This window comes from Chromohalobacter beijerinckii (genome assembly GCF_023061185.1).
GTDB classification, from domain to species: domain Bacteria; phylum Pseudomonadota; class Gammaproteobacteria; order Pseudomonadales; family Halomonadaceae; genus Chromohalobacter; species Chromohalobacter beijerinckii.
Window position 1 is genome coordinate 43,024 of the sequence record NZ_JAKGAK010000017.1, and the last position, 24,056, is coordinate 67,079.

Annotated in this window: 20 protein-coding genes and 1 pseudogene; 11 read left to right on the top strand and 10 right to left on the bottom strand. The window is 59.4% G+C overall.

The window, feature by feature from the left end:
• Positions 1-150 precede the first annotated feature (150 nt).
• Positions 151-1,541, top strand: a pseudogene (locus L1075_RS12530) (amidase).
• A 26-nt stretch (positions 1,542-1,567) separates the two neighbouring features.
• Here the strand turns inward: L1075_RS12530 and L1075_RS12535 are convergent.
• From L1075_RS12535 to L1075_RS12550, 4 genes are all read right to left on the bottom strand, one after another.
• Positions 1,568-2,356, bottom strand: coding sequence for an amino acid ABC transporter ATP-binding protein (locus tag L1075_RS12535; protein WP_281504177.1), 789 nt, complete (start codon positions 2,354-2,356; stop codon positions 1,568-1,570).
• The gene (locus L1075_RS12540) at positions 2,349-3,014 is read right to left on the bottom strand and encodes an amino acid ABC transporter permease (protein WP_246942141.1); all 666 of its coding nucleotides are present in this window, start codon (positions 3,012-3,014) and stop codon (positions 2,349-2,351) included. Before L1075_RS12540 ends, L1075_RS12535 begins: the two co-directional genes overlap by 8 nt.
• A gap of 24 nt (positions 3,015-3,038) precedes the next feature.
• Positions 3,039-3,680: an amino acid ABC transporter permease gene (locus L1075_RS12545; protein WP_040240617.1), complete on the bottom strand. Its 642-nt coding sequence runs from the start codon at positions 3,678-3,680 to the stop codon at positions 3,039-3,041.
• An 81-nt stretch (positions 3,681-3,761) separates the two neighbouring features.
• On the bottom strand, positions 3,762-4,685 hold the full coding sequence (locus tag L1075_RS12550; RefSeq protein WP_246895228.1) for a transporter substrate-binding domain-containing protein: 924 nt from the start codon (positions 4,683-4,685) through the stop codon (positions 3,762-3,764).
• A gap of 250 nt (positions 4,686-4,935) precedes the next feature.
• On the opposite strand from L1075_RS12550, the gene pdxR reads away from it, so the two are divergent.
• Complete coding sequence (gene pdxR, locus L1075_RS12555; protein ID WP_040240620.1) at positions 4,936-6,396, top strand: MocR-like pyridoxine biosynthesis transcription factor PdxR; 1,461 nt, start codon at positions 4,936-4,938, stop codon at positions 6,394-6,396.
• A gap of 84 nt (positions 6,397-6,480) precedes the next feature.
• Here pdxR and L1075_RS12560 read toward each other — a convergent pair whose 3' ends face one another.
• Complete coding sequence (locus L1075_RS12560; protein WP_246895227.1) at positions 6,481-7,797, bottom strand: aspartate aminotransferase family protein; 1,317 nt, start codon at positions 7,795-7,797, stop codon at positions 6,481-6,483.
• A gap of 318 nt (positions 7,798-8,115) precedes the next feature.
• Here L1075_RS12560 and katG point away from each other — a divergent pair, with 318 nt between their 5' ends.
• From katG to L1075_RS12575, 3 genes are all read left to right on the top strand, one after another.
• Complete coding sequence (gene katG, locus L1075_RS12565) at positions 8,116-10,269, top strand: catalase/peroxidase HPI (RefSeq protein WP_040240625.1); 2,154 nt, start codon at positions 8,116-8,118, stop codon at positions 10,267-10,269.
• A 291-nt stretch (positions 10,270-10,560) separates the two neighbouring features.
• Entirely contained in the window at positions 10,561-11,313 is a 753-nt protein-coding gene (locus L1075_RS12570; protein ID WP_246942142.1) for a TSUP family transporter, read from the top strand.
• Positions 11,314-11,353: 40 nt separating this feature from the next.
• Positions 11,354-12,115, top strand: a complete 762-nt coding sequence (locus L1075_RS12575) for an SDR family NAD(P)-dependent oxidoreductase (RefSeq protein WP_040240628.1) — start codon at positions 11,354-11,356, stop codon at positions 12,113-12,115.
• Between the two features lie 95 nt (positions 12,116-12,210).
• On the opposite strand, the gene L1075_RS12580 is transcribed toward L1075_RS12575, so the two are convergent.
• Positions 12,211-13,335: a GGDEF domain-containing protein gene (locus L1075_RS12580; protein ID WP_246895224.1), complete on the bottom strand. Its 1,125-nt coding sequence runs from the start codon at positions 13,333-13,335 to the stop codon at positions 12,211-12,213.
• 544 nt (positions 13,336-13,879) lie between these two features.
• Here L1075_RS12580 and L1075_RS12585 point away from each other — a divergent pair.
• Positions 13,880-14,509, top strand: a complete 630-nt coding sequence (locus L1075_RS12585) for a LysE family translocator (protein ID WP_246895223.1) — start codon at positions 13,880-13,882, stop codon at positions 14,507-14,509.
• Positions 14,510-14,939: 430 nt separating this feature from the next.
• Here the strand turns inward: L1075_RS12585 and L1075_RS12595 are convergent, their stop codons facing one another.
• Entirely contained in the window at positions 14,940-15,848 is a 909-nt protein-coding gene (locus tag L1075_RS12595) for a LysR family transcriptional regulator (RefSeq protein ID WP_246895222.1), read from the bottom strand.
• A 144-nt stretch (positions 15,849-15,992) separates the two neighbouring features.
• On the opposite strand from L1075_RS12595, the gene L1075_RS12600 reads away from it, so the two are divergent.
• From L1075_RS12600 to L1075_RS12610, 3 genes are all read left to right on the top strand, one after another.
• Positions 15,993-17,126: a 4-oxalomesaconate tautomerase gene (locus tag L1075_RS12600; protein WP_246895221.1), complete on the top strand. Its 1,134-nt coding sequence runs from the start codon at positions 15,993-15,995 to the stop codon at positions 17,124-17,126.
• A gap of 65 nt (positions 17,127-17,191) precedes the next feature.
• Positions 17,192-18,310, top strand: a complete 1,119-nt coding sequence (locus L1075_RS12605) for a Bug family tripartite tricarboxylate transporter substrate binding protein (RefSeq protein ID WP_246895220.1) — start codon at positions 17,192-17,194, stop codon at positions 18,308-18,310.
• Between the two features lie 77 nt (positions 18,311-18,387).
• On the top strand, positions 18,388-20,337 hold the full coding sequence (locus tag L1075_RS12610; RefSeq protein WP_246895219.1) for a tripartite tricarboxylate transporter permease: 1,950 nt from the start codon (positions 18,388-18,390) through the stop codon (positions 20,335-20,337).
• A 156-nt stretch (positions 20,338-20,493) separates the two neighbouring features.
• On the opposite strand, the gene L1075_RS12615 is transcribed toward L1075_RS12610, so the two are convergent.
• Complete coding sequence (locus L1075_RS12615) at positions 20,494-21,027, bottom strand: 2,4'-dihydroxyacetophenone dioxygenase family protein (RefSeq protein ID WP_246895218.1); 534 nt, start codon at positions 21,025-21,027, stop codon at positions 20,494-20,496.
• A 171-nt stretch (positions 21,028-21,198) separates the two neighbouring features.
• Between L1075_RS12615 and L1075_RS12620 the strand changes: the two genes are divergently transcribed.
• On the top strand, positions 21,199-21,789 hold the full coding sequence (locus L1075_RS12620) for an NADPH-dependent FMN reductase (RefSeq protein ID WP_246895217.1): 591 nt from the start codon (positions 21,199-21,201) through the stop codon (positions 21,787-21,789).
• Between the two features lie 177 nt (positions 21,790-21,966).
• On the opposite strand, the gene L1075_RS12625 is transcribed toward L1075_RS12620, so the two are convergent.
• Complete coding sequence (locus L1075_RS12625; RefSeq protein WP_246895216.1) at positions 21,967-22,860, bottom strand: LysR family transcriptional regulator; 894 nt, start codon at positions 22,858-22,860, stop codon at positions 21,967-21,969.
• Positions 22,861-23,108: 248 nt separating this feature from the next.
• Between L1075_RS12625 and L1075_RS12630 the strand changes: the two genes are divergently transcribed.
• Positions 23,109-23,603: a hypothetical protein gene (locus tag L1075_RS12630; protein WP_246895215.1), complete on the top strand. Its 495-nt coding sequence runs from the start codon at positions 23,109-23,111 to the stop codon at positions 23,601-23,603.
• A gap of 119 nt (positions 23,604-23,722) precedes the next feature.
• Here the strand turns inward: L1075_RS12630 and L1075_RS12635 are convergent.
• Positions 23,723-24,056: TspO/MBR family protein (locus tag L1075_RS12635; RefSeq protein ID WP_246942144.1), on the bottom strand; the 334-nt coding region annotated here is incomplete at its 5' end.

Sequence of the window (24,056 nt, forward strand, 5' to 3'; positions counted from 1 at the left end):
GGTGGCGACTGCCGGCCATGGCATGCGATGCCTCTCCTTGCGTTGCCTTGCAGGGGGTGTCGCGTCTAGCCTAGTCCTTTGACACGCAATTGCGTGCCATTCACCAAACAGGGATGTGAGGGTGTTATGCAAGAAACCGATCTGGGGATGATGGATGCGGGGCAGCTGACGGCACTGTTTCGGTCCGGCGAGGCCTCGCCGCTGGAAGCTGCGCGTGCTGCGCTTGCGCGTATCGAGCGCTTCAACGACGCGGTCAACGCTTATGTGTACATCGACCACGAGGGCGCCGAGCAGGCCGCCAAGGCCTCGGCGCGCCGCTGGGGGCAGGGCAAGCCGCTGAGCCCCATCGACGGCGTGCCGGTGTCGATGAAAGATTTGACCGAAGTGGCCGGCATGCCAGCCCGTGATGGTTCGTTGACCACGTCGAATGCGCCCTGCGAAAGCGACGCGCCGCCGGCGCGCATGCTGCGTGAAGCGGGCGCGATTTTCCTGGGCAAGACCAATACGCCGGAGTTCGGCTGGAAGGCCGTCACCGATAATCGCGTGTTTGGGGCCACCTACAACCCTTGGGATACACGCCTCACGCCGGGCGGGTCGTCAGGCGGCGCGGCGGCCGCAGCCGCGCTCAACATGGGCGTGTTGCACCAGGGCGGGGACTCAGGCGGCTCGATCCGTATTCCGCCGCGTTTACCGGCGTGTTCGGCTTCAAGCCGACCTTCGGCTGGACGCCGCAATGGCCACCCGCCACGGAGCCGACGCTCTCGCATATTGGTCCGTTGACGCGCAATGTGCCCGACGCCGCGCGCATGCTCAATGTGATCGGACGCTACGACTATCACGACCCCTACGCCACGCGCGGCCAGCCCGACGACTGGGGCGTTGACATGGACTGCGACCTGCGCGGCCTGCGCATCGCCTACTCGCCGGATCTCGGCTATGCCCAGGTCGACCCGCAGATTGCCGCCCGTGTGCGCGAGGCGGCCGAGAAGCTTCAGGCGTTAGGCGCCGAGGTCGAAGAGGTTCACCCCGGCTTCGAGTCGCCGATCGAGATCTTCCAGAAGATATGGTTCACCGCCTCGTTGGAGGTCTGGTCGCGGTCCACCGAGCACGAGCGTACCCTGCTCGACCCAGGGCTGGTGACCAATGCGCGCATCGCTGAACGCTGGAGTGCGCTGGACTTCTTCCGGGCTCTGGAATCCCGTGCGCGGCTGACGCAGCGGCTCGAGCATTTCAATCAGAAATATCATCTGCTGATGACGCCGTCGGTGTCGGTGTCACCGTTCGAGGCCAATCACGAAGTCCCACCGGGCAGCGGCATGCGGGACTGGGAAGAATGGGCGCCGTTCTCGTACCCTTTCAACCTCAGCCAGCAGCCCGCCGCGTCCGTGCCGTGCGGTTTCACCGACACGGGCATGCCGGTGGGGTTCCAGCTCGCGGGTGGTAAGTTCGACGATGTCCGCGTACTGCGTGCCTGCAACGCCTTCATGCAGGCGTATCCGCCGCGCTTCCCGACCGTACCTGACCCTGCTCAGACGGGCTGAACGACGCACCCTCGGCCCTCGTCCGTTCAGGCGGGCGAGGGCGTATCGTGATTTTCGAGGAACTTGCGTACACGGTCAGTCTTGGGGGTGGTGAAGAAGGTCTCCGGGTCAGCGCGTTCGATGATCAAGCCTTTTTCCAGGAACACGACCTGATCGGACACCGCACGGGCGAAGGCCATCTCGTGCGTCACCATGACCATGGTGTAGCCCTCAGCGGAAAGGTCCTTGATTACCGCCAGTACTTCGCCCACCAGCTCCGGGTCCAGCGCCGAGGTGGGCTCGTCGAAGAGCATCACCTCCGGCTGCATGGCCAGCGCCCGGGCGATGGCCACACGCTGCTTCTGGCCGCCCGAGAGCGTGTTGGGATAGCTATCACGCTTGTCTACCATGCCGACTTTCTCGAGCAAGGCCATGGCCCGCTCCTCGGCCTCGCGCTTGGACGCTCCCTGTACGTGGATGGGTGCCTCGGTGACGTTGTGCAGCACGTTGAGGTGCGGCCACAGGTTGAAGCCCTGGAAGACCATGCCGGTCTTGGCGCGGACCTTGGCCAGCTCACGCACTGGCATAGGGCGGCCGTCCTCATGGATCCCTATGCGCTGCCCGGCAATATGAATGCTGCCCCGGTCGGGTTTCTCCAGCCAATTGATACAACGCAATAACGTCGACTTGCCCGAGCCGGACGAACCGATGATCGTGACCACCTCGCCGGTTTTCACCTCCAGTTCGACATCGCGCAACACTTCGACATCATCGAAGCTTTTCGAAAGGTGGCGGATCGAAACCGCCGCCATCTCAGACGTGTTTGCTTCAGACATTGTCGAACCCCCGTTTGGCGCTGAAACGCCCACATTGTTTGATGATGATCTCCATCGTCACGCTGATCGCCCAGTAGAAACCGATCACGACGATGAACGCCTCGGTGGGAATGAAATAGGTACTCGATAAGCTGTTGGCGGCGGCGGTCAGCTCACTCACGGTGATGATGACGAGAAAGGCCGTGTCCTTGAGCGCATAGATCAACTGGTTGCCCAGCAACGGACGGGTTTGCATGATGATCTGAGGGAGCAGCAGTCGAAAGAACATCTTGCCCTTGGTGAAGCCATGCGCCTTGGCGGCTTCGATCTGCCCTGGCGGAAAGGTCAAGCGGTTGCCACGGAAAATTTCGGCGAAATAGGCGCCGTGATACACCGCCAGCGCTCCGACCCCTGACCACCAGGCATCGAGGCGAATACCGACACTTGGCAAGCCGTAATACAGCAGATAGGCGAGTATCAAAAACGGCAGCATACGCATTGCGTCGATGAATATTCTCAGCGGTATGGTTAGTCGCTTGCGGCTTCCTTCGAGTAAATAAAGCAGCCCGCAGCCGATCACAAAGGCACCCACGATCGACAGGCCAAATATTTCCAGGGTGCTCAGAAAACCGCTCCAGAACTGTGCGCGTTCATCCCATAGGATTTCCCAATTGCTCATGCTCGTATCCTCACCGTTCTATTCTCACGTTGCCAGCCGGTTGGCACGGCGTTCGGCGAGACGCTGTAGCCATACCAGGCAACCGATTATTGCCATGTAGAGCGCGCCGGCGACGAGAATGGGCGGCAGTGGCTCATAGGTCACGGCCGAGATGCGATTGGTCACGCGGGTCAGATCGACGATGCCGATCACCGCGATGGCGGGGCTGCCCTTGATCAGAAACGACATCTCGTTGACCAGCCCTGGCAAGCTGGTAATCACCATCTGCGGCAACATGATGCGGCGAAAGGTAATCCATGGCGTCATGCCCGTTGCCATGGCCGCTTCGCTTTGCTCGCGAGAGAAATTGCGAAATGCGCTGCGCCAGATCTCGGCATTGAAAGCGGTGGTATTGAGCGACAACGCCAGGATGCCGGCGACGCTGCGGTTGAGGTCGAGCCCCAGGTCAGGAGCGCTGAGAAAGATGAACAGTGCTAGGGTCACCAGGGGAGTGGCGCGGGCCACGCTGATATAGAGAACGAGAAGTTGGTCGACGATGGGAATTCGCGCAAGGCGAATCAGGGCGATGACCAAACCTGCCATGACCCCGATGGCAATCGAGACAGCGGAGATCCAGAGGGTGGTCCAGGCCCCTTCCAGCAACATGTGCCAGGCGCTGGCATTCATGACAGAGTCCCCGAGCTAAGGAATAAGGGCGGCGCCGTGGCTGGACCACGGCGCCGCAGTGACACAGGCGGCGGCAAGTGCTCAGTCGTCGAGACCGGCCAGTTCGTGGAACTGTTCGACGCTCTTGAGTGGTTTCTCGGGCAGGTTCGGGAAGCTTTCACCGAACCATTTTTCTTGCAGCTCGGCGAGGCGACCGTTTTCCTTGAGGTGTTCCAGGAAGCCGGTCATGTACTCCAGCAGTTCAGGGCTGTCCTTGGGCACTGGCCAGGAGACATAGCCCGCCCCGGACACCGCCGGGCCTTTGGCGAAGACGTCCGGCTTGGACGCCACTAGCGTATTCACTGGCACCGCTGAATCGATGACGTAATCCAGGCGTCCATTGGCGAGATCGGCGAAGGCTTCGGGATAGGATTCATACTGTACGACTTCGCCGAGTTCGCCACCGTCATCCTCGAGCATCGTCTCCAGTTCCGGCAGGCGCGAGAGCAGTACGCTGCCGGCCTGGACGCCGACGGTCTTGTCGCTGAGATCGTCGACATCGCTGATGCTGTCATCGTCGGCGCGTTTGATGGCGAAATGCTGGGCGGAGGCATAGGGCGGGGTGTAGTTGAACACGCGCAAGCGTTCATCGGAGACGGATGCGCCGGTCAAGGCCATGTCGTACTGATCGTTCGAGACCGCCGCCAGCAGGCCTGTCCATGGCAGGATCTCCTGACGAATCTCGAAATCGGCGTAATCGCGCAGCTCTTCGAGCACATCGGCATTGAAGCCCTTGGCATCGCCGCCCTCGATGAAGTTGAAGGGCGCGTAGTTATCCTCGGTGGCCACCTCCATGTAGCCGCGTTCCTGGATCTCCTCCAGATCCGCCGCTAGGGCGGGTAGCGACAACGACATCAAGGTGCCGGCTATGGTGGCGGCAATCGCCTTGGAGAAACGGGCCTTGGGGAAGCAGTGGGAGGGAATGGGACCTCGAGTGCGATCTGCGTTGCGAGTCGTGGGAAGCATCATAATCACCTTCGCTGTTGCTGTTGTTGTTGAGATCGTTGGCTGAGACCGAAGACGGCTCGCCATGCGGGGCAATCTCGAACGTGGTGAGTCCACCCTAAAGAATTCGACGTTGGTCGCTATAGAGCCAGTTGAGGGACGCCGACTGGCCAGATGTTTCGATGCCTAATCATGTGTCCCTCCAGGCAGCGCAGTGTCATGGCGCGCTCCTTGCATCTACTCCGGTGTGATGCCTCATCGGGAGAGAACGATGCTCGACCATTATTTCCATCTCGATTTCGATACCCAGCGTGGGTTGCAAGAACAATTGCGCGAGTCGCTGCTCGATGCTATCCACACCGGGACCATTCCCGCCGATGAGGCGCTGCCGTCATGTCGCCGCTTGTCCCTGCAATTGGGCATTTCGCGCAATACAGTGGCGTTGGTGTACGAAGGCCTGGTCGAGGATGGCTACCTGGTCAGCCGACCGCGTAGCGGTTACTACCTGCACGACGCTTATCATGACAGCGATACCCTGGCGCTGGCCCAAGCCACGAGCCAGACGACGGTGGATGCACCTTCCTGGAGCAAACGCTTCACGCATCGCCCCAGTCACTTGCAGGGCGTACTGCGTCCCAGCAACTGGATGCATTACGAGTTCCCCTTCGTCTATGGGCAACTGGATACGCGGTTGTTTCCCCTCGAACAATGGCGAGAGACTTCGAGACGCCTGCTGGGCGGGAATCGCGAGCGTCACTGGCTCAGTGATCGCTACGATCAGGACGATCCTATGCTGATCGAGCAATTGCGCACGCGAGTGCTGCCCAAACGTGGCATTCATGCGCAGAGCGATGAGATTTTGGTGACCCTCGGTTCACAAAACGCGTTGTTCTTGATTGCGCAGCTGCTGTTTGACCGGCAAACGCGTGTCGCCGTCGAGAACCCCGGGTATCGCGAGGCGGTCAATGTCTTCCTGCGCCAGGGCGCTCAGCTTCATTACCAGCATGTGGACGGCGAGGGCATGCAACTCGATGCCGAGACGCCACGCTGCGACTATCTCTACGTGACGCCCAGCCATCAGGGGCCGACCGGCGTTACCATGGGTCGTGCGCGTCGCGAGCAGTTGATTCAACAGGTCCAGCGCTTCGATCAGATCGTGCTCGAGGACGACTATGACGCTGAGGTGAACTTCGATCGTCATGCGCAACCGGCACTGAAAGCCAGCCGTGTTGGGGGGCGGGTAATCTATATGAGTAGCCTGTCCAAACCGCTCTCACCGGGACTGCGACTGGGCTACTTGGTTGCTGACGCCGAACTGGTCGACGAACTGCGCGCCCTGCGGCGGCTGATGTATCGTCATCCGCCCTCGGCGCTGCAACAGCAGATGGCGCAGTTTCTCGCCCAGGGCCATTACGACCGCTATCTGCGCCAGTTCGCCGACGAGATGCGCCAGCGCTGGGAGACGATGAATGAGGCCATCACGACGCATATGCCCAGTTGCCGCCGGGTCGGCGGTGACCATGCCAGCGTGTTCTGGTTGGAAGCTCCGCAAGACGTGGATACTCAACGCCTGGCCTGGCAGGCCGCGCAAAACGGCGTGCTCATCGAGCCGGGTTTTCAGCATTTCTTTGAGCGCGTGCCACCGCGCAACTTCATGCGCCTGGGGTTCGGTGCCATCGATGCCGAACGCATCGAACCGGGCATCGAACGCCTAGCGAGAACGCTAGAGTAACGGCGTACTCGCGACGACGCCGGGCAAAGGCCCGGCGCATGTTATCTAGCTTTGCGGTGGCGATGCCGCCCGCGACCCAGGCAATCAAGCGGCGTGCTTGGCTGACATCTCGCCCAAAACGTTATCCAGAATCGCCAGTCCCTGCTGGGTTTCCGCCTCGCTGACGATGCACGGCGGGACCACATGAATGCGGTTCTCGGCCACGAACGGCAGCATGCCTTCGGCGAGTAGGGCGTGCTTGATCTCGCTCATTGCACTCGCTGATAGCGGCGTGCGGCTCTCGCGGTCGCTGACCAGTTCCAGGGCATGAAAGACTCCCCGTCCGCGTGTTTCGCCGACGATGGCATGTTCGCGCGCCAGGCGCTCGAGCCCCTGGCCGAGCACGCCTTCGCCGATGCGGGCGGCGTTTTCCACGACCCCTTCGTCGCGCATTGCATCCAGCGTGGCGACGATAGAGGCCATCGCCAGCGGATGCCCGGAGTAGGTCAGGCCGCCGAAGAACATGTGCTCGTCGAAATGACGGCTGATGGCGTCCGAGACCACGACGCCGCCGGCAGGTACATAACCGGAATTGACGCCCTTGGCAAAGACGATCAGATCCGGCGTGACATCGAAGTGCTCGAAGGCGAACCAGCGCCCGGTACGCCCGAAACCGGCCATCACTTCATCGAAGATCAACAGGATACCGAACTCGTCGGCCAACGCTCGCACGCCCTTCAAGTAGTTTGCCGGGGGCATCAGTACGCCCGCCGTACCGGGGATCGGCTCGAGCAGAATGGCGGCGATGGCGCCGGGGCCCTCACATTCGATGACTCGGCGCAGGTGCTGCAAGGCGCGCTGACATTCCTCTTGCTCGTCGCTGGCCCAGAAGTCGCTGCGATACAGGTAGGGATTGAAAAAGTGCGCATGGCCGCGCGCGAACTCGTTGGGCACGCGACGCGGGTCGCCCGTGGCGACGATGGCCGACCCGGTATTGCCGTGATAGGAACGATACGCCGAGAGGATCTTGTCGCGTCCGGTGTAACTGCGCGCCATGCGGATGGCGTTCTCGTTGGCATCCGCCCCGGCATTGGTGAAGAACACCTTGGAGAAGCCTTGCGGCGCACGCTCCACAATGCGCTTGGCGGCCTCGCCTCGGGCCAGATTGGCGTGCGCTGGCGCTACTGTGGTGAGTGTCTCGGCCTGCTCCTTGATGGCGGCGATGACCTTGGGGTGCTGATGGCCGATGTTGGTGTTCACCAACTGGCTGCTGAAATCCAGGTATTCCTTGCCCGCGTAATCCCACATGCGACACCCCTTGGCGCCGGCGATCACCAGTGGATCGAGCTGCCCCTGCTGGGACCAGGAGTGAAAGACGTACTGGCGGTCGAGCTGGTGAACGAAGTCGTTGGTCGTGGTCATGAGCAAGGTCCTGTGCGGTCGGCGAGAAACGGTGTCGGTTATCGCACAAGCTTAGGCAGCGTTTCCCGCGCCTAGATAGAGCCAGAAACACGCCGACCTCGTGACAGTGGTATGCCCATCACGCTCCGGCTCTCGTGTGATGATTTATTTCTATTGCATGAGTAGCAAAATACAAATTTTTACTATTACAAGGATGCTTTAAAAAAGGTCACGTCAATAACGCATGACTGTCACGCGAAAGTGAGCGCGTTATTCAAGGTTTCGATCATGGGTATCTTGAATATAACCAAGCGCTAGCACCATCAAGGGGAAAGTAATATGAGCGGAAAATGTCCGGTAATGCACGGCGGTAACACCTCCACGGGAACCTCCAATAAAGACTGGTGGCCGGAAGGTGTTAACCTGGATATCCTGCACCAGCACGACCGTAAAACAAACCCGATGAATCCTGACTTCAATTATCGGGAAGAGGTCAAGAAACTCGACGTTCAAGCACTGAAAGATGACCTCCGAAAGCTGATGGTAGATAGCCAGGAGTGGTGGCCCGCAGATTGGGGAAGCTACGTAGGTATGTTTGCTCGTGTCGCGTGGCACTCTGCAGGCTCCTATCGCTTAGCGGATGGTCGTGGCGGCGGTGGTACGGGTAATCAGCGATTCGCGCCGCTCAATTCCTGGCCGGATAATGTGAATACCGATAAGGGACGTCGTCTCTTATGGCCCATCAAGAAGAAGTACGGCAATAAGATTTCATGGGCCGACCTGATGGTCCTTTCCGGTACCATTGCCTACGAAGTCGCTGGCTTGAAGACCTATGGATTTGCCTTCGGTCGTGAAGATATCTGGCATCCGGAAAAGGATATCTACTGGGGCGACGAGAAAGAATGGCTAGCGCCCTCCGACGAGCGTTACGCTGATGTCGAAAATCCGGACACCATGGAAAACCCGCTGGCAGCGGTGCAGATGGGGCTTATTTACGTCAATCCTGAAGGCGTGAATGGACAGCCAGATCCGCAGAAAACTGCCGAGCATGTACGTGAAACCTTTGCTCGCATGGCCATGAACGATGAAGAAACAGCGGCGCTAACTGCCGGTGGCCACACGATTGGTAAGTGTCATGGCAATGGTGATGCTGACGAGCTCAGTGCAGAACCAGAAGCAGCCGATGTGGAATACCAAGGCATCGGTTGGATGAATACCAAAGGCCGTGGCATCGGTCGAGATACCGTCGTATCCGGCATAGAAGGTGCTTGGACCAAGAACCCGACCCAATGGGACATGGGTTGGTTCGATATGCTGTTCAACTACGAATGGGAGCTCAAAAAGAGCCCGGCCGGCGCATGGCAATGGGAGCCAGTCGACATTGCCGAAGACGATATGCCGGTGGATGTCGAAGACCCGTCGATTCGCCGTAAGCCGATCATGACCGATGCCGATATGGCGATGAAAGTAGACCCCGTCTACAACGACATCTGCCGGAAGTTCATGAACGATCCAGAGTACTTCTCTGAAACGTTTGCCAAGGCATGGTTCAAGCTTACCCATCGCGATTTGGGCCCAAAAGCACGCTATATCGGCCCTGACGTCCCTGCAGACGACCTGATTTGGCAGGACCCGGTTCCGGCAGGCAGCATCGCTTACTGTGAAGAGGTCGTTAAGCAGAAGATTGCCGAAAGCGGCCTGAGCATCGGTGAGATGGTCAGCACGGCCTGGGACAGCGCTCGCACGTATCGCGGTTCCGACATGCGTGGTGGTGCTAACGGTGCACGCATTCGCCTGGCGCCTCAGAATGCGTGGCCGGGGAACGAGCCTGAGCGTCTCGCCAAAGTCCTCGACGTTTATGAGCGGATCTCTGCCGAGACCGGTGCCAGCATCGCCGATGTGATCGTGTTGGCGGGTAGCGTGGGTATCGAACAAGCGGCGAAGGCGGCGGGCTATGACGTGCGCGTACCGTTTGTGAAAGGCCGCGGCGACGCCACCGACGAGATGACCGATGCCGACTCCTTCGCGGCGCTTGAGCCGCTGGCTGATGGCTTCCGTAACTGGCAGAAGCAAGACTACGTGGTGAAGCCGGAAGAAATGCTGCTCGATCGCGCGCAGTTGATGGGGCTGACCGGGCCGGAAATGACCGTGCTGATCGGCGGTATGCGGGTGCTGGGCACCAATCATGGCGGTACCCAGCACGGTATTTTCACCGACCGTGAAGGGCAGTTGACCAACGATTATTTCGTTAATCTGACCGACATGGGCAACACCTGGAAGCCCGCAGGTAATAATCTCTACACGATCCGTGACCGGCAAACGGACACCGTCAAGTGGACGGCGTCGCGCATTGACCTGGTCTTCGGTTCCAACTCGCTGCTGCGTTCTTACGCGGAAGTCTATGCCCAAGACGACAATGGCGAGAAATTCGTCAACGACTTCGTCGAAGCCTGGACGAAAGTGATGAACGCTGACCGCTTCGACGTCGCGTAACGCCCCCGTTCCCGGTTAGCGTCTCGCACGCCGGGAAACGCGACACGGCCCTTCAAGACGAAGTGTGCCGTGTTGCGTACCGTAAGCCCTCCGCTTGATGAACTCGATCCGATTCATGCCTTCCTGGTGTGTGCCTTTCAGCACGCCTGTGTTCCGCGTTTAGCGGCGACCAATGCCGACTGCCGTGACGGCGGGATGTCCCATTGGGGCACCGTAACTGGCCCTACCGTGGCTTTTACAGGCTGGCTAGGCTGCTGTGCCAGTGCCTCATTCCCGATCCCAGGAGCTGCCGTGTCCCCGACGCTGACCACGCTTGCCGCTGCGATGAGCCTCGCGCTATTGGCGGGTGGCGTGCGCGGATATTGCGGCTTCGGGTTCGCCATGCTGCTGGCGTTGGGATTGATGCTGTTCATGCCACCGATCCAGGCTGTGCCGTTGGCGTTGCTGCTGGATCTCGCCACGAGCCTGGGACTATGGCGACGCGCCCTGCGTCATGCTGACTGGCCGTGCCTGCGTCCGTTGTTGCTGGGCATGGCACTGGCGACCGGGCTCGGGGTGTGGCTACTGGCGAGCGTGCCGGCCGCGCCAATGCGTATCGTCGTTGCGCTGTTGGCGATGAGCGGTGCCGTGGCCTTGCTCTGCCAGCGGGACGTCGCCTCGCCCGGTCACGGTGCGCAACGGCGTGACATGGCACTCGGCGCGGGTGGGCTCTCGGGGCTATGCATGACGCTGGCCTCCTCGGGCGGGCCGCCGTTGATGCTGTACCTGCTCTATCGCCGCATGCCATCGCTTTCGATGCGTGCCACGGCCATCGTTTTCTTCGCCGCCAGCAGTAGCGCTTCCCTGCTCGGGCTGGGCCTGGCGGGTGCCTTGCACGCCAGCACCTGGCACTGGGCAGCATGGCTATTGTTGCCAGCGCTGCTCGGCAATGCCCTCGGCCAGTGGCGCTTCGAGAGTGCACCGCCGCGTTCGCTTAAATCCAGCGTCGCGCCGCTGTTGATCGCGCTCTCGCTGTGGGTATTGATCCGCGAGGCGCTTGCTTGATCCCCAACACCGCTCATTTCCACAACTGGAGGAAACTCTCATGACGGATTGTGTCTTCATCACCGGTGCGACGTCCGGTTTCGGCCGCGCCGCTGCGCATCGCTTCGCCGCCGCAGGTTGGTCGCTGGTGCTCACCGGGCGGCGTCTCGAACGCTTGGAAGCCTTGAAAGAAGAGTTGCAAGGCCAGGTGCCGGTGCATATCGTCGCCCTCGACGTGCGCGACAGCGACGCCGTTGATGCCGCCGTGGCCGCGCTGCCGGAAGGTTTCACGCGGGTGCGCACGCTGCTCAACAACGCCGGCCTCGCGTTGGCGCCGCAGCCCGCTCAAAAAGTAGACCGGCGCGACTGGCACACCATGATCGACACCAACGTCACGGGTCTGGTCAACGTCACTCATGCGCTGTTGCCCACGCTGATCGACGTCGGCGAGGGCGCCACCATCGTCAATGTCGGCTCCATCGCCGGCCAATGGCCGTACCCCGGCAGCCATGTTTACGGCGCCTCCAAGGCCTTCGTCAAACAGTTCAGCTACAACCTGCGCTGCGACTTACTCGGCACGGGCGTGCGCGTGACCGACCTCGCCCCTGGCATCGCCGAAACCGAATTCACCCTTGTGCGCACCGGCGGCGACCAAGTCGCTGCCGATGCGCTGTATAGCGGCACCACCGCGCTCACCGCCGAGGATATCGCCGAGCAGATGTTCTACATCGCCACGCTTCCCCCGCATATCAACTTCAATCGGCTGGAAGTCATGCCCACGCGCCAAGCCTGGTCCGCCTTCGCCATCGATTACGATGAGTGAGGGGAGAGAAGGTGCCACGCTCCGGCCGTGAGGGCGGGATAGAGAGGGATAGCCAGCCAAGAGCAGGCCTTTAATCTCTTGATGACCGCTACCTATCAGCATGAATCGCGACTCATCTCTACCCGGTTCCTGCCATTGCGCTTGCCAACGTATAGCGTCTGATCCGCTCGCGTGATCAAAGACTCGAGGCCGTCCTCTTCGCTGTTGGCTAAAGCGATACCGATGGTGACGCTCAAACACAACTCGTTCATTCCCTCTTGTAAGGGAAGTTCGGCGACTTTTTTCTTCAAGCGCTCCGCTATGGTTTGAGCGTCCTTGGGGCTGGTGTCTGGCAGGGCCACCACGAACTCTTCACCACCGAAACGCCCTATCACATCAGTGGGGCGGAGGGATTGAGCACAAACCTCCGCGATTTTGGTCAGAACCCAATCTCCATGAGTGTGGCCCCAGGTATCGTTGATGCTCTTGAAATGATCCACATCGATCATGAAAAGACTGAACGGCACTTTTTCCAATCGCGAGCGCTGCAATAGTGCCTCGGCTCGCTTCATGAAATGACTGCGACTATTGAGTCCTGTCAGGGCATCCCGCTCGGCGACCATGCGCAATTGTGCTTCCAGTGACTTTCTATGAGCTATTTCCTTGAGCAGGTGGCGGTTTTGATTACGCTCTTCGTGCAGCAGTGCAAATTGCTTGCGCTGCAAGATCTCCAAGCGCAGCAAGGCACAGAAGCCCACGACATTAGTCATAATCAACAGCAGTGCTAGGCGCAGCGTCACCACCGGTGCAATCCCCGCGAACAGCACCGCAGCGGCTAGAAAGCCAATGCTCAAATAGAGGCTCGCAAACATCGCCACCGTCAGCAGATTGGGGATCAGGAGGTAGAAAGCCATGGTGGCGACCACCACTGCTGTGATCTGAGTGAGGAGGCTGTCGGGACGCAAGGGAACGATTAAAATGATGCCTGTCGCAAGTATCCAAAGTGGCAGGGCATGCAGCCAGACTTTACGGGAGTAGCTGCCCCAACGACCGATGATGAATGCCAGGAGAAGGCAGAGGCTCACCACCACGATGCGCATGGTGATGAGTAAATAATACTCCCTGGATACGCCGAGAAGATGATAGTCAGTAATAGCAAACATCCCGAAGACCAAGGACACCAAGATCAACGAAAGGCAGGATTCAAACCGCACGTTCGTTTTGATGGACTTGCGGTACATCGATTCTCTGCTGAATTCGCTAAACTGACCAGTCAGCCAATGCACATGATGTTGCGTTTGTAGTGATGACACAGCCCCATTGCCCCATGATTTGACCAGCGGTTTGCCGCTTTTCGACTATCCGAAGACAGTTCGATAGCCGCCCGCCAGGCTGCGATTGCGATAACGCCTCATGGTTCGTCAGCAAGGAGCAAGCCCAACCCCTCTCTTCCACAGCGGGCTCCAGAGGAGCCTAGTGCTTGATGACGGTCCCCTGTCGCCATTCATACGGCGTATCGTGTCGAGTCGTCATTGTAACCTACTGTAAAAACAGGCCTTTGCCATACATAGAAAGGTTTACGCGATTGCTTTGCATAAGATCAGCTCGCTGGGCCATCTGAGGTCATCTTCAGAAAGCGGCTGCGGGGCCTCAGAAGGCGATTTCATTGTCCGGGAGGGGATGGCGCGGCATCAGGAACCGCCTGATACCTATATGATGGGACAGAGTGGATTTTGTCATAAGCAATGGGCATAGTATTTTCATTGCTGCTGAGGAGAGCATCGAATGCCTTTGGAAACCTACTTGGTCTACCTTTCTGCTGTGATGGTCTTCTTTGCCACGCCTCCTGATACCAGCCAATTGCTAATCATCTCGAATAGTATCCGACACGGCTTGCGACGTAGCGTTTTTACGGCCTGTGGGGACCTGACCGCCAACTGCCTGCAAATGATTGCCGCAGCTTTTGGTCTCGCAGCGATCGTTGCGACATCTGCAACCGCGTTCCTCTGGATAAAATGGCTCGGTGTGGCCTATCTCATCTGGATCGGGCTTCAGCTCATCCTGTCGAAGGAAGAGGGACGGAAGGCCGCTGTCAGTGACACAGGTTCCTCGCTTCGCCTCTTCCGGCAGGGCTTCATAACGTCCATGGCCAACCCGTTTGCCGTCGTGTTCTTTGGTGCCCTCTTTCCGCAGTTCATTGATTCAGGCAATCCGGTCCTGCCGCAACTTCTCATCCTTGGCCTGACCTATATCGTGGTTGATGGATTAATCCTCTTGCTATGGGGTTGGTTGGGAGTTCGAGCGACAGCCGCTCTCCAACGTTACTCGTTAGGCCTCGTAAGCAAGATCTGTGGCGGACTGATGATCCTCGCTGCAACCCTCTTGGCGACCAAGGATCTTCAATCGCGTAGGTAAGAAGCTGGCACACCATGATCGATACCAACGTCACGGGGTTGGTCAATGTCATCCAAGCGCTGCTGTCTACGCTGATCGATGTCGGCGCTGTCCAATGACCGTACTCAGGCAGCTATGCTTACGGCGCCTCCACGGTCTTCTTCAAGCAGTTCAGTTATAGCCTGCGCTGTGGCTTGCTCGGTATCGGCGTGCGTGTGTCGCACGCTTCCTCCACACATCAACTTCAATCGACTGAAAATCATAGCTACGCGCCAGGCTTGGTCCGCGTTCGCCATCGATTACGATGCGTGAAGGGGAGAAAAGGTGCCCCGGCCGTGAGGCCGGGGCAGGATGACATGAGGGCAGGGCGGGATATGATCGAGCCCCTACATGAGTCACCGATATTCGCCGGGTAGAAGAGAGCTATCAGTGGGCGGCATATCAATATCTCTCAGGTGCATTCGGCGTTGCCCCAGCGCTCGAGCAGCATGTCGATAAACAGCTGTGCTGTGCTGGAAATGCTGTGTGAGTTGCTTCTCACTAAACCGATGGTGCGTTGAATGCGAGGTTTGGGGAGTTCACGTGCGCACAGCGTGTCATGGTCAGCGCCCGGCATGGTCATTCGAGGCAATATGGCCACTCCCAGTCCTGATTCGACTAGGCCCAGCGAAGTGGAAAGGTGCTGGACTTCGTAGAAGCTGTTCAGCCGGATGCCTTCCGCCGAGAGGGTGTTGTCCAGCAGGATCCGATTGCCGCTGTCCCGGCTCACCGTGATCAATCTGACCTGTTCAAGATCCGACCATTCGATCCTTGGCTTATCCACAAGAGGGTGGTCCGAACGTAGCGCCAGGACGAAAGGGTCTTTCAGCAGTGGGGTGAAAGAGACTTCCGGACTCTGGGCGCTGAACATGTTGATACCGAAGTCGGCCTCGCCGCTGATCACCCTCTCCAGTCCTTCCTTGGCACTCACATCGAGTATCCGGATGCGGATGCCGGGCCAGGCTTCGCTGAATCCACGGATCACACTAGGCAGGAAATAGAACGCCGCGGTAGGGATGCAGGCAATGGTGACCGTACCCTTCTGATGCGTGGCCAGCTCTCGAATGCCCAGGATCGACGATTCGTACTCCTCGATCATGCGCCTTGCCCTGGGAAGGAAGTCCGTGCCGATGGGGGTCAGCCGTGTTCGTCGGGTCGTGCGTTCCAGCAACTCGACTTCCAGGAGTTCTTCGAGCTTCTGAATGCGGCGGGACAGCGCTGGCTGAGAGAGGTGGAGGCGTTGTGCAGCTTCGTGAAAGGAACCCTGCTCTGCGACCAGAATAAAGGCTTGTAAATCGAGGAATTCCAGGCGATGTAACATGTCGTTTTTCTTGCATGGGATGAAGTGTATTAATGACCATAGCACATTAATGCGTTTTTCGAATTGTTCGCCGCCTTTATTTGCATTTGAGGCATAAAAAGTGCGCTGACATGCTCATATCACTACTTTTCGACGCGATATGGCATGACGATGATGAATAGCATTCCCTGCATGATCATGCGCGGTGGCACCTCCAGAGGCCCTTTCCTGCGCATGAGGGACCTTCCCGATAACCAGGCGGCGCAAGCCGAGATCCTGATCAGCCTGATGGGATCGGGCCATGCTCTGCAGGTCGATGGCATTGGAGGAGGCGATCCGCTGACCAGCAAGGTCGCCATTGTGGAGCGTTCATCGCATCCCGAAGCGGATGTCGACTACCTGTTCGCGCAGGTCGATGTGCTCAATCGGCGTGTCGACTTCAACCCGAACTGCGGCAACATGCTATCGGCCGTCGGTCCGTACGCCCTCGAAACGGGTCTGGTAGAGCTCCAAGAGGGGACGACTACCGTTCGGGTGCGCAACCTCAACACCCAGCGGTTGATCGAGTGTCATGTGCCGACACCAGGGCGTCAGGTCGCTTACGAGGGCGATACGACGATCAGCGGCGTTCCCGGATGTGCCGCCGGTATCCAGCTCAGCTTTTTGGATATCATCGGCACCAAGACGGGCGCGCTGCTGCCGACCGGTAACGCCATCGACACGATAGATGGCCTCAAAGTCACCTGCCTCGATGCTGCTACTCCCATCATGATGATCAACGCGGCCGATCTGGGGCTCAGTGGCCGGGAGTCTCCGGCTGAACTGGACGCGCATCCTGCCATGCTCGAGCGGCTGGAGTCGGTTCGTCGCGAGGCCGGTCTGCGAATGGGGCTGGGGGATGTCAGCCAGAGTGTCTTGCCCAAACCGGTGCTGGTGTCGGCACCGGTCGACGACGACAGCACGTTATGTACTCGCTATTTCGTGCCTCACCGCTGCCACAAGGCCATTGCCGTCACTGGCGCTATTGCGGTGGCCACGGCTGTCAGTGTGCCGGGCACCGTGGCTAATCGCATCGTGGTTGAGGCAGGGAAACTGGAGGTTGATGGTCAGCTGTCACAGGTCAGCTTGGAACATCCTTCTGGACTCATCGGCCTGGATGTCGAGCACCGCAACGGAAATCCCGTCGACATTGCCCGCGTCTCCCTCATTCGTACCGCCAGAAAGATCATGAGCGGGACCATTTTCTACTCACTTCCCTCGGCTCCCGGTCAAGATATGCTGGCATCAAGGGCCAGCTAAATACTTGCATCCGCTGGGATGACCGTCATCAACCATGACAACTACAACACAATAGGAGTAACGCCATGCCAATCAACAAGACTGCAACTGCTTGCCTTTCGCTCGGGAGACTCAAGAAAGCGGTACTGTTAGGGGGAGCGATTGCTGGACTGGGATTGACGACAGCTGTTCAGGCTCAAGACGTCGAGGTGCCCGGTAACATCAAGTGGACCATTCCCTTTGGTGTGGGCGGGGGGACAGACGTTTGGGCGCGATTCTTTTCGCCCTGGCTCAGCGAGTCTCTGTCAGGAGAGCCGACCATCATGGTCGACAATGCGCCAGGTGGTGGCTCGATCAACGGCGCCAATCTGTTCGCCGTGCGTGCCAAGTCGGATGGTAGTGACTGGTTGGGGACCTCGGCCTCGACCCAGTATCCGGCCATGCTCGGCGATCCCCGCGTGCGTTACGACTACAGCGACTGGACGCCCATCCTGGCCACGCCGACGGGGGGAGTGGTCTATGCCCAGCCCAGTCTTGGTGAGTCGGCCGACGCGGCGTTGGATGCACTGCTGGAGGAGCCGGTCAAATTGGCAGCGCAGAATCCCACCGGCGTCGAACTTCCGGTGTTGATCGCCTTGGACATGTTGGGCGCCGACGTGCAAGCCGTGTTCGGCATGCGCAGCCGGGGCGAGGGTCGCCTGGCATTCGAGCGTGGTGAAGCCGATATCGATTTCCAGACGACTTCCGCTTATCTGAGCAACGTCGAGCCGCTGGTGGAGGCTGGCAAGGCAGTGCCGCTATTTTCGCTTGGGGTGCTGAACGACGAAGGCAAGATCGTGCGCGATCCGACTTTTCCGGATTTGCCCACTTTCAATGAGGTCTATCAGGCGCGGCATGGCGAGGCACCATCAGGCAATGAATATGAGGCATTCCGCAAGTTCTTTGCCTCCGGCTATGCCTTGCAGAAGCTGATCATGGTGCCGAAGGACACCCCAGAAGCCTTGATCGACTCCTATCGTCAGGCGGCCCGTGACTTCGTGGACACTAAGGCGTTCAAGGAGGCGGCTGCTGCTCAATTGGGACCTTACACACCGGTTATCGGCGAAACCGTCCAGCGCCACCTTGATGATGCCATGTCCATTGATGATGCCACTCGCGACTGGCTGGCCGACTGGTTGCAGTCGGAGCACGGAGCCAAGATCTAACAAATAGTGGAATATGCCGGCCTTCGGGGCCGGCAGCCCCGGCTCCTCCTGATCACACAATATATGAGCCATACGCCATGCTCGATATTCTTCTCTCCAGTCTGGGCCAGCTCTTCACACTGTCCCATCTGCTCTTCATGGTGCTGGGCGTGCTGGTCGGCCTCGTTGTCGGCATCATTCCCGGTCTCGGTGGCATCGCCGGCATGTCGCTGCTGTTGCCCTTCCTCTACGGTATGGAACCGAGCGTGGCCCTTGGCATGCTGATGGGCCTAGTCGCCGTGATTCCCACGGGCGATACCTTTGCCTCGGTACTGTTGGGTATCCCCGGCTCCAGCTCTTCCCAGGCGACTGTCATCGATGGCTTCTCGCTGGCCAAGCGCGGCCAGGCGGCACGTGCGCTGTCCAGTGCCTTTCTGTCCTCGATGATCGGAGGCATCATCGGTGCCGTCATCTTGACCGGCTTTATCTTGATCGCCCGACCGCTGGTGCTGTCGTTCTCTTCCTCCGAACTCTTCATGCTGACCTTGCTCGGCCTTTCGATGGTGGCCGTGCTCTCCGGGCGAGACCTCTTCAAGGGGCTTGCCGCCTGTGGCCTGGGCCTGCTGGTGGGCGCCATCGGCATGGCGCCGGCCACCGGTGAATTTCGCATGAACTTCGGGCTCGACTATCTCTACGACGGCGTGCCGTTGGTGGTGGTGGGGCTCGGGATCTTCGCTCTCCCCGAAATCGTCGATCTACTCGTGAAACGCGGTTCGATCGCCGAAGAGCCTTGTAAACTCGGCGAAGGCTGGCGGCAAGGCATCCGAGATGTCCGTGAACAACGTGGTCTCGTCGGGCGTTGTGCTGCTATCGGCAGCCTGATCGGCACCATCCCTGGCCTGGCCGGCTCGGTGGTCGATTGGCTCACCTACGGCCATGCGGTGCAAAGCGCCAAGGACAAGTCCGAATTCGGCAAGGGGGATATTCGCGGGGTGATAGCCCCTGAATCCGCCAACAATGCCTGCGCTTGCGGGGCCATGGTACCGACCCTGTTGTTCGGCGTACCGGGCTCGGGCACGGCTGCGGTGTTCCTCGGTGGGCTATTGTTGCTCGGCCTGCAGCCGGGGGTCGGCATGATCGAGACACATCTCGATCTGACCTACACCATCATCTGGTCGCTGGCCCTGGCCAACATCCTGGGGGCCGCGCTATGCCTGGTTCTGGCGCGCCCTGTTGCCAGCCTGACTCGAGTCCCCTTCGCCACGCTGGCGCCTCTGATCACGGTGCTGATCATGTTCGCCGCTTTCCAGGCCACGCGTTCCACGGGCGATCTTCTCGCCCTGGGGGCGGTGGGCATTCTGGGCGTGCTGTTCAAGCAGGCGAATTGGTCGCGTCCTGCCTTTCTCATCGGCTTCGTATTGGCGCCGGGGGCGGAGGGTTACTTCTACCAGGCGGTACAGTTTCAGGGGGCGGATGCCTTCATGCGTCCTGGTGTGTTGATCATTGGTGCCTTGATCCTTGCGGCTCTCTTCATTCCCTTGCTGCGTTCGCTGTGGCTCAAACGTCGCCAGGTCTCTACGGGCGGCGCTGCCTCCACGGACCGCACCGAAACTCCTACCCTCGGCGTGATCGACATGGTGCTCTTCGCCGCCTTGCTGGGCACGGCAATCGTTGCTTGGCTCAATGTGGCTGACCTGACCTTGATAGGTGGCATCATGCCCCGGCTGGCCATCGTGATCCTCGCCGTTTCCTGTTTGATGGAGATCGCTCGTTGCCTGATGCATCGTCCTCAGTGGCAGCCTCAAGCCATCGGCCAACAAGGGCTCTGGCTGGCAGGCTTCTTCGCTCTGGTCGGTGTCATGCAGCTACTGGGCTTTATCACCGCGGCAACGCTGTTCTGCCTCGTGTTCCTCTTGGGCATCGCGCGTCTCAAGCCTTGGGTTGCGGTTGTCATGGCGCTTGGGGTTACGGCCTTTCTGGCCGGCATGGCCGAGTTCCTGACGCTGACCTATCCGAGCGGGCTGGTCGATCCCTGGCTGTTCGGTTGAAGCATCGCTGTCATACACGTGTCGCGGACCGATTTGGGTATTTGGTCTGAAGGTAGCGTGAACACTGCACCACGCAGAGCGTATCTGCTTGGTGCAGTGATGTACTGGTCGCTGGGTGTGTGGCGGCGTGGTGGCGGTGAGCTTAAAAATCGGTGACTAGCGGAAGAGGTTGTCCACCAGGTCGGCGCCGAGGCCGACTTTGTCGTAGTGGTCGCGGCAGAGGGCGATGTAGTCGTGCACGTCGAAGTGGCCGCAGGAGTCGCCGTTCTCGTCGAGCCAGATGAGTGGGCCGGTGACGATGAAGAACACGCGCATCGGGTCGGGGTGGTCGTAGGCAACGAGGGTGTGGCCTTCGCCGGGCGTTTCGTAGATGAAATCGCCAGCGGTGGCGACCCAGTCGTGCTCCAGGTAACCCCATTTGCCCGAGATGGTGTAGGCGAAGACTTCATGCGGGTGGTAGTGGCGGTTGACCAGCCCGGCGCCCTTGGCCATGAGGACATCGCACCAGCGGTTTTGCGAGGGCGAGATCCACAACGGTCGGGACGAGACGGTCTCGGAGAACGGTACGTAGTAGCGCTCATCCTCGGTGGGCGCGTTGGCGATGTGAACCTCGGGTCTGGCATCGGGCTTGAAGCTTTCGGCGATGGGGGCGAGGTCCTTCCAGAATTCGGTGGTGGCGTGGGTCGGCATGTCAGGCTCCTGTGCATTTTTGGATGTTCTCTACACAGTCATGCCCGGTTCCGTGCGGGAGATAAAGTAGGCTTTCGCATGGGGGGAGTGGTCGTGGTGGCTTTTCCTCGACGGCGCTACTCTGAAGGGGCCTGTCTGTCCAATCACCCTTCGCGTTCGAGGTGCGTTCTCATGGCCGATCGTATTCTGGTTTTCTACGGCTCCTACCGGTCCGACCGCGCCGGCATTCGGCTCGCCGACTATATCGTCTGTGCGTTGAAGAATCGCGGCGCCGATGCCGAGCTGGTCGATGCCAAGGCCGTCGATCTGCCGATGCTGGATCGCATGTACAAGGAGTATTCCAAGGGCGAGGCGCCGGCACCGATGGAGGCACTGGCGGCCAAGATTCGCGAGGCCGATGGTTTCATCTTCGTCACTGGCGAATACAACTGGGGCATGCAGCCGGGTCTGAAGAACCTGACCGATCACTTTCTGGAAGAGTGGTTCTGGCGCCCAGCCGGTATCGTCAGCTATTCGGCCGGCCGTCTCGGCGGTGCTCACGCCAATCTGGCCTGGCACGGGACTTTAGCTGAGATGGGTATGGTGGTCATTTCCAGCACGGTCGCAGTCGGTCAGATTACCAATACGTTGGACGAGAACGGCACGCCCGTCGGTGAGGCTGGCAAATCCTTTGAACGTGCGTTTGGCCGATTTGCGGATGATCTGACATGGTGGATCGAGGCGAGTAAACGCCAGCGCGAGCACCGGGCCCCACCATTCTAGGTCATCCTCTACCAGCTCGACGTCAGCCGGCTCCCCAGTAAGGCGCTTTCCCGCCGAGAGTTGGCCTTACCCCAGCAATTGTGGGTTGAGCTGCTAGACGGTATAGATCAGTGCCGTGTCGAATCTGCGCCGAGGCCATGAACGTGAATGACCCATGACAATGCGCGTTGGCGGATATCAGGCTTCGACGCGCTGCGGTTCGGGCACGTCTACGGCCTGGTGCAAAGTGTCGACGAAGCGGGCCAGGGCGGGCGTCCAGGTGGCGGGCTCGGGTGCGGCGAAGTAGGTGTCGATTTCTGCCAGGGATGCCGGCAGAGCTAGGTAGTGGATGCCAAAGCGGTGCTGGTGGGCCTCGACCGTGCTCAAGGGGAGCACGGTATAGCCCATCCCGGCGGCGACACAGCCGAGCATGGCATCCAGGCTGCCGAACTCGAAGATGCGTGCTGCGTTGACGCCATGGGAGGCCAGTAGCAGCTCGATGCGCTGGCGATAGCTACAGCCTTGGCGAAACGCGAGGAAGGCGGTAGCCATCAGCTCTTCCGAGGTGGGCATTGCGGTCATGGGCTGGGGGCCGACCAGTACGAGGTGTTCGCTGAAGGCCTTGAGTAGATGATAACGGCGATGTTTGAGACCTCCCGCGATGAATACGCCATCGACGTGGCCCGCCATCAGCATTTCGATGAGTTCCGCCGTGGAACCAGTGTGTAGCGTGATATCGATCTCGGGGTGGGCGGTATGGTATGCCGTGAGGATTTGGGGAAGCCGTAACGCGGTGGTGGTTTCCATTGCGCCGATCCGCAGTTGTCCATGCGTCTTGTCGCTGCCCTTGAAGTGCGATAGCGCTTCATCATGCGCAGACAGCATGCGCTCGGCATACGCCACCAGCGCTCGTCCAGCAGAGGTCAGGCGCGTCTGGCCTGCTCGATGGACGAGCTGGGCGTCGAGTTCTTCCTCGAGCCTCTTGAGATGGGCTGTCACGTTGGATTGTACCGTATGCATCCTGTCGGCGGCGGCCACGAAACTGCCGGTTTCGGCCACGGCCATGAACAGGCGTAACGATTTGAGTTGCATGCGGTGTCTCCCTGCCAGAAAGGCACTTATCTCTAAAAACGATAGCAGGTATCAGGATAAATCGCTTTTAGGAAAGTGGGTATTGTACGTACGCTGTTCTTGTGACGGCCCGCAAAGAAACGACGCCTCCAGGCGCATTTACCCTGCTTATGGTCGTGTTGCGCTCGTAGGGGCCTGGTGCTGATCCTCCTCAGCCATGGCATGCAGGGGCGCCACGGCCATGGAACCCTCCAACCTGGGAGACAGTAATGAACGACATCGACTTAGCCAATCGGGCAGCTGGCATTCTTAATGACAACCTTTATGCCAACATAGCGACGTCGAAAAACGACGTGCCATGGAATACACCTGTCACCGCCTTGCCGGATATGGATTTAAACTTTTTCTGGTCGTCTTGGGTTCAGGCGGAACATTCCAAGAATATCATTTTTAATAACTCGGCCTTCATGACCTTCTATGATTCGACACGCGCGAGGGGGACCAACAACCTCATGTGTCTCTACCTGAGGTGCACTGCGAGAGAGGTGTCGGATATCGGTGAGGCAAAAAAGGCATTTGCGCTGTTATATCCCAATGATCATGTTGATCTAGAAAACTTTCTTGGCGATGGCATAAAGCGGTTCTTCTGCGCTGAGCCTCAGCAAGCCTGGTTGAACTGTCTGTCTGAAAAAGAACTTGAGCCGACGACGCTAAAAATGAGAACAGAGGTTTCTATTGAAAGCATCAAGAGCGCCATGGCCTAGAATTGAGCCATGGCGCGAGATCTATTTCCAAGTATTGACTGAGGCGCAGGGTGGGGCCATGTAGGCCGCACTGATATGGAGGGGGAATGTCGGACTTATCTCAGGTGCTATCCGAATGCTCAACTCAGCAACTGTGGGTTGAGTTGCCAAACGGTGTAGGTCAGCGCCGTAGCTAGTGTCACCCAAGCCAGATAAGGCACCAGCAGCAGCCCAGCCAGCGGGCGCACACGCCAGAAGGCGATGAGCGTGGCGAGGATCATGCCCCATAACAGTATGACCTCGACGAAGGCCAGCGCCCCCTGGTGCCAGACGAAGAACAGCCAACTCCATAGTGCATTGATGGCGAGATGCACGATGAACAGCGTCAGTACGCCCTGGTGCCGACGCCAGCCGCCTTCCCGCCAGACCAGCCAAGCGGCGACGCCCATCAATGCAAAGAGAGTTGTCCACACC

Coding starts and splice junctions, on each gene's coding strand:
- L1075_RS12535 (WP_281504177.1), bottom strand. CDS start 2,356: ATGTCTGAAGCAAACACGTCTGAGATGGCGGCGGTTTCGATCCGCCAC.
- L1075_RS12540 (WP_246942141.1), bottom strand. CDS start 3,014: ATGAGCAATTGGGAAATCCTATGGGATGAACGCGCACAGTTCTGGAGC.
- L1075_RS12545 (WP_040240617.1), bottom strand. CDS start 3,680: ATGAATGCCAGCGCCTGGCACATGTTGCTGGAAGGGGCCTGGACCACC.
- L1075_RS12550 (WP_246895228.1), bottom strand. CDS start 4,685: ATGCTTCCCACGACTCGCAACGCAGATCGCACTCGAGGTCCCATTCCC.
- pdxR (WP_040240620.1), top strand. CDS start 4,936: ATGCTCGACCATTATTTCCATCTCGATTTCGATACCCAGCGTGGGTTG.
- L1075_RS12560 (WP_246895227.1), bottom strand. CDS start 7,797: ATGACCACGACCAACGACTTCGTTCACCAGCTCGACCGCCAGTACGTC.
- katG (WP_040240625.1), top strand. CDS start 8,116: ATGAGCGGAAAATGTCCGGTAATGCACGGCGGTAACACCTCCACGGGA.
- L1075_RS12575 (WP_040240628.1), top strand. CDS start 11,354: ATGACGGATTGTGTCTTCATCACCGGTGCGACGTCCGGTTTCGGCCGC.
- L1075_RS12580 (WP_246895224.1), bottom strand. CDS start 13,335: ATGTACCGCAAGTCCATCAAAACGAACGTGCGGTTTGAATCCTGCCTT.
- L1075_RS12585 (WP_246895223.1), top strand. CDS start 13,880: ATGCCTTTGGAAACCTACTTGGTCTACCTTTCTGCTGTGATGGTCTTC.
- L1075_RS12595 (WP_246895222.1), bottom strand. CDS start 15,848: ATGTTACATCGCCTGGAATTCCTCGATTTACAAGCCTTTATTCTGGTC.
- L1075_RS12600 (WP_246895221.1), top strand. CDS start 15,993: ATGACGATGATGAATAGCATTCCCTGCATGATCATGCGCGGTGGCACC.
- L1075_RS12605 (WP_246895220.1), top strand. CDS start 17,192: ATGCCAATCAACAAGACTGCAACTGCTTGCCTTTCGCTCGGGAGACTC.
- L1075_RS12610 (WP_246895219.1), top strand. CDS start 18,388: ATGCTCGATATTCTTCTCTCCAGTCTGGGCCAGCTCTTCACACTGTCC.
- L1075_RS12615 (WP_246895218.1), bottom strand. CDS start 21,027: ATGCCGACCCACGCCACCACCGAATTCTGGAAGGACCTCGCCCCCATC.
- L1075_RS12620 (WP_246895217.1), top strand. CDS start 21,199: ATGGCCGATCGTATTCTGGTTTTCTACGGCTCCTACCGGTCCGACCGC.
- L1075_RS12625 (WP_246895216.1), bottom strand. CDS start 22,860: ATGCAACTCAAATCGTTACGCCTGTTCATGGCCGTGGCCGAAACCGGC.
- L1075_RS12630 (WP_246895215.1), top strand. CDS start 23,109: ATGAACGACATCGACTTAGCCAATCGGGCAGCTGGCATTCTTAATGAC.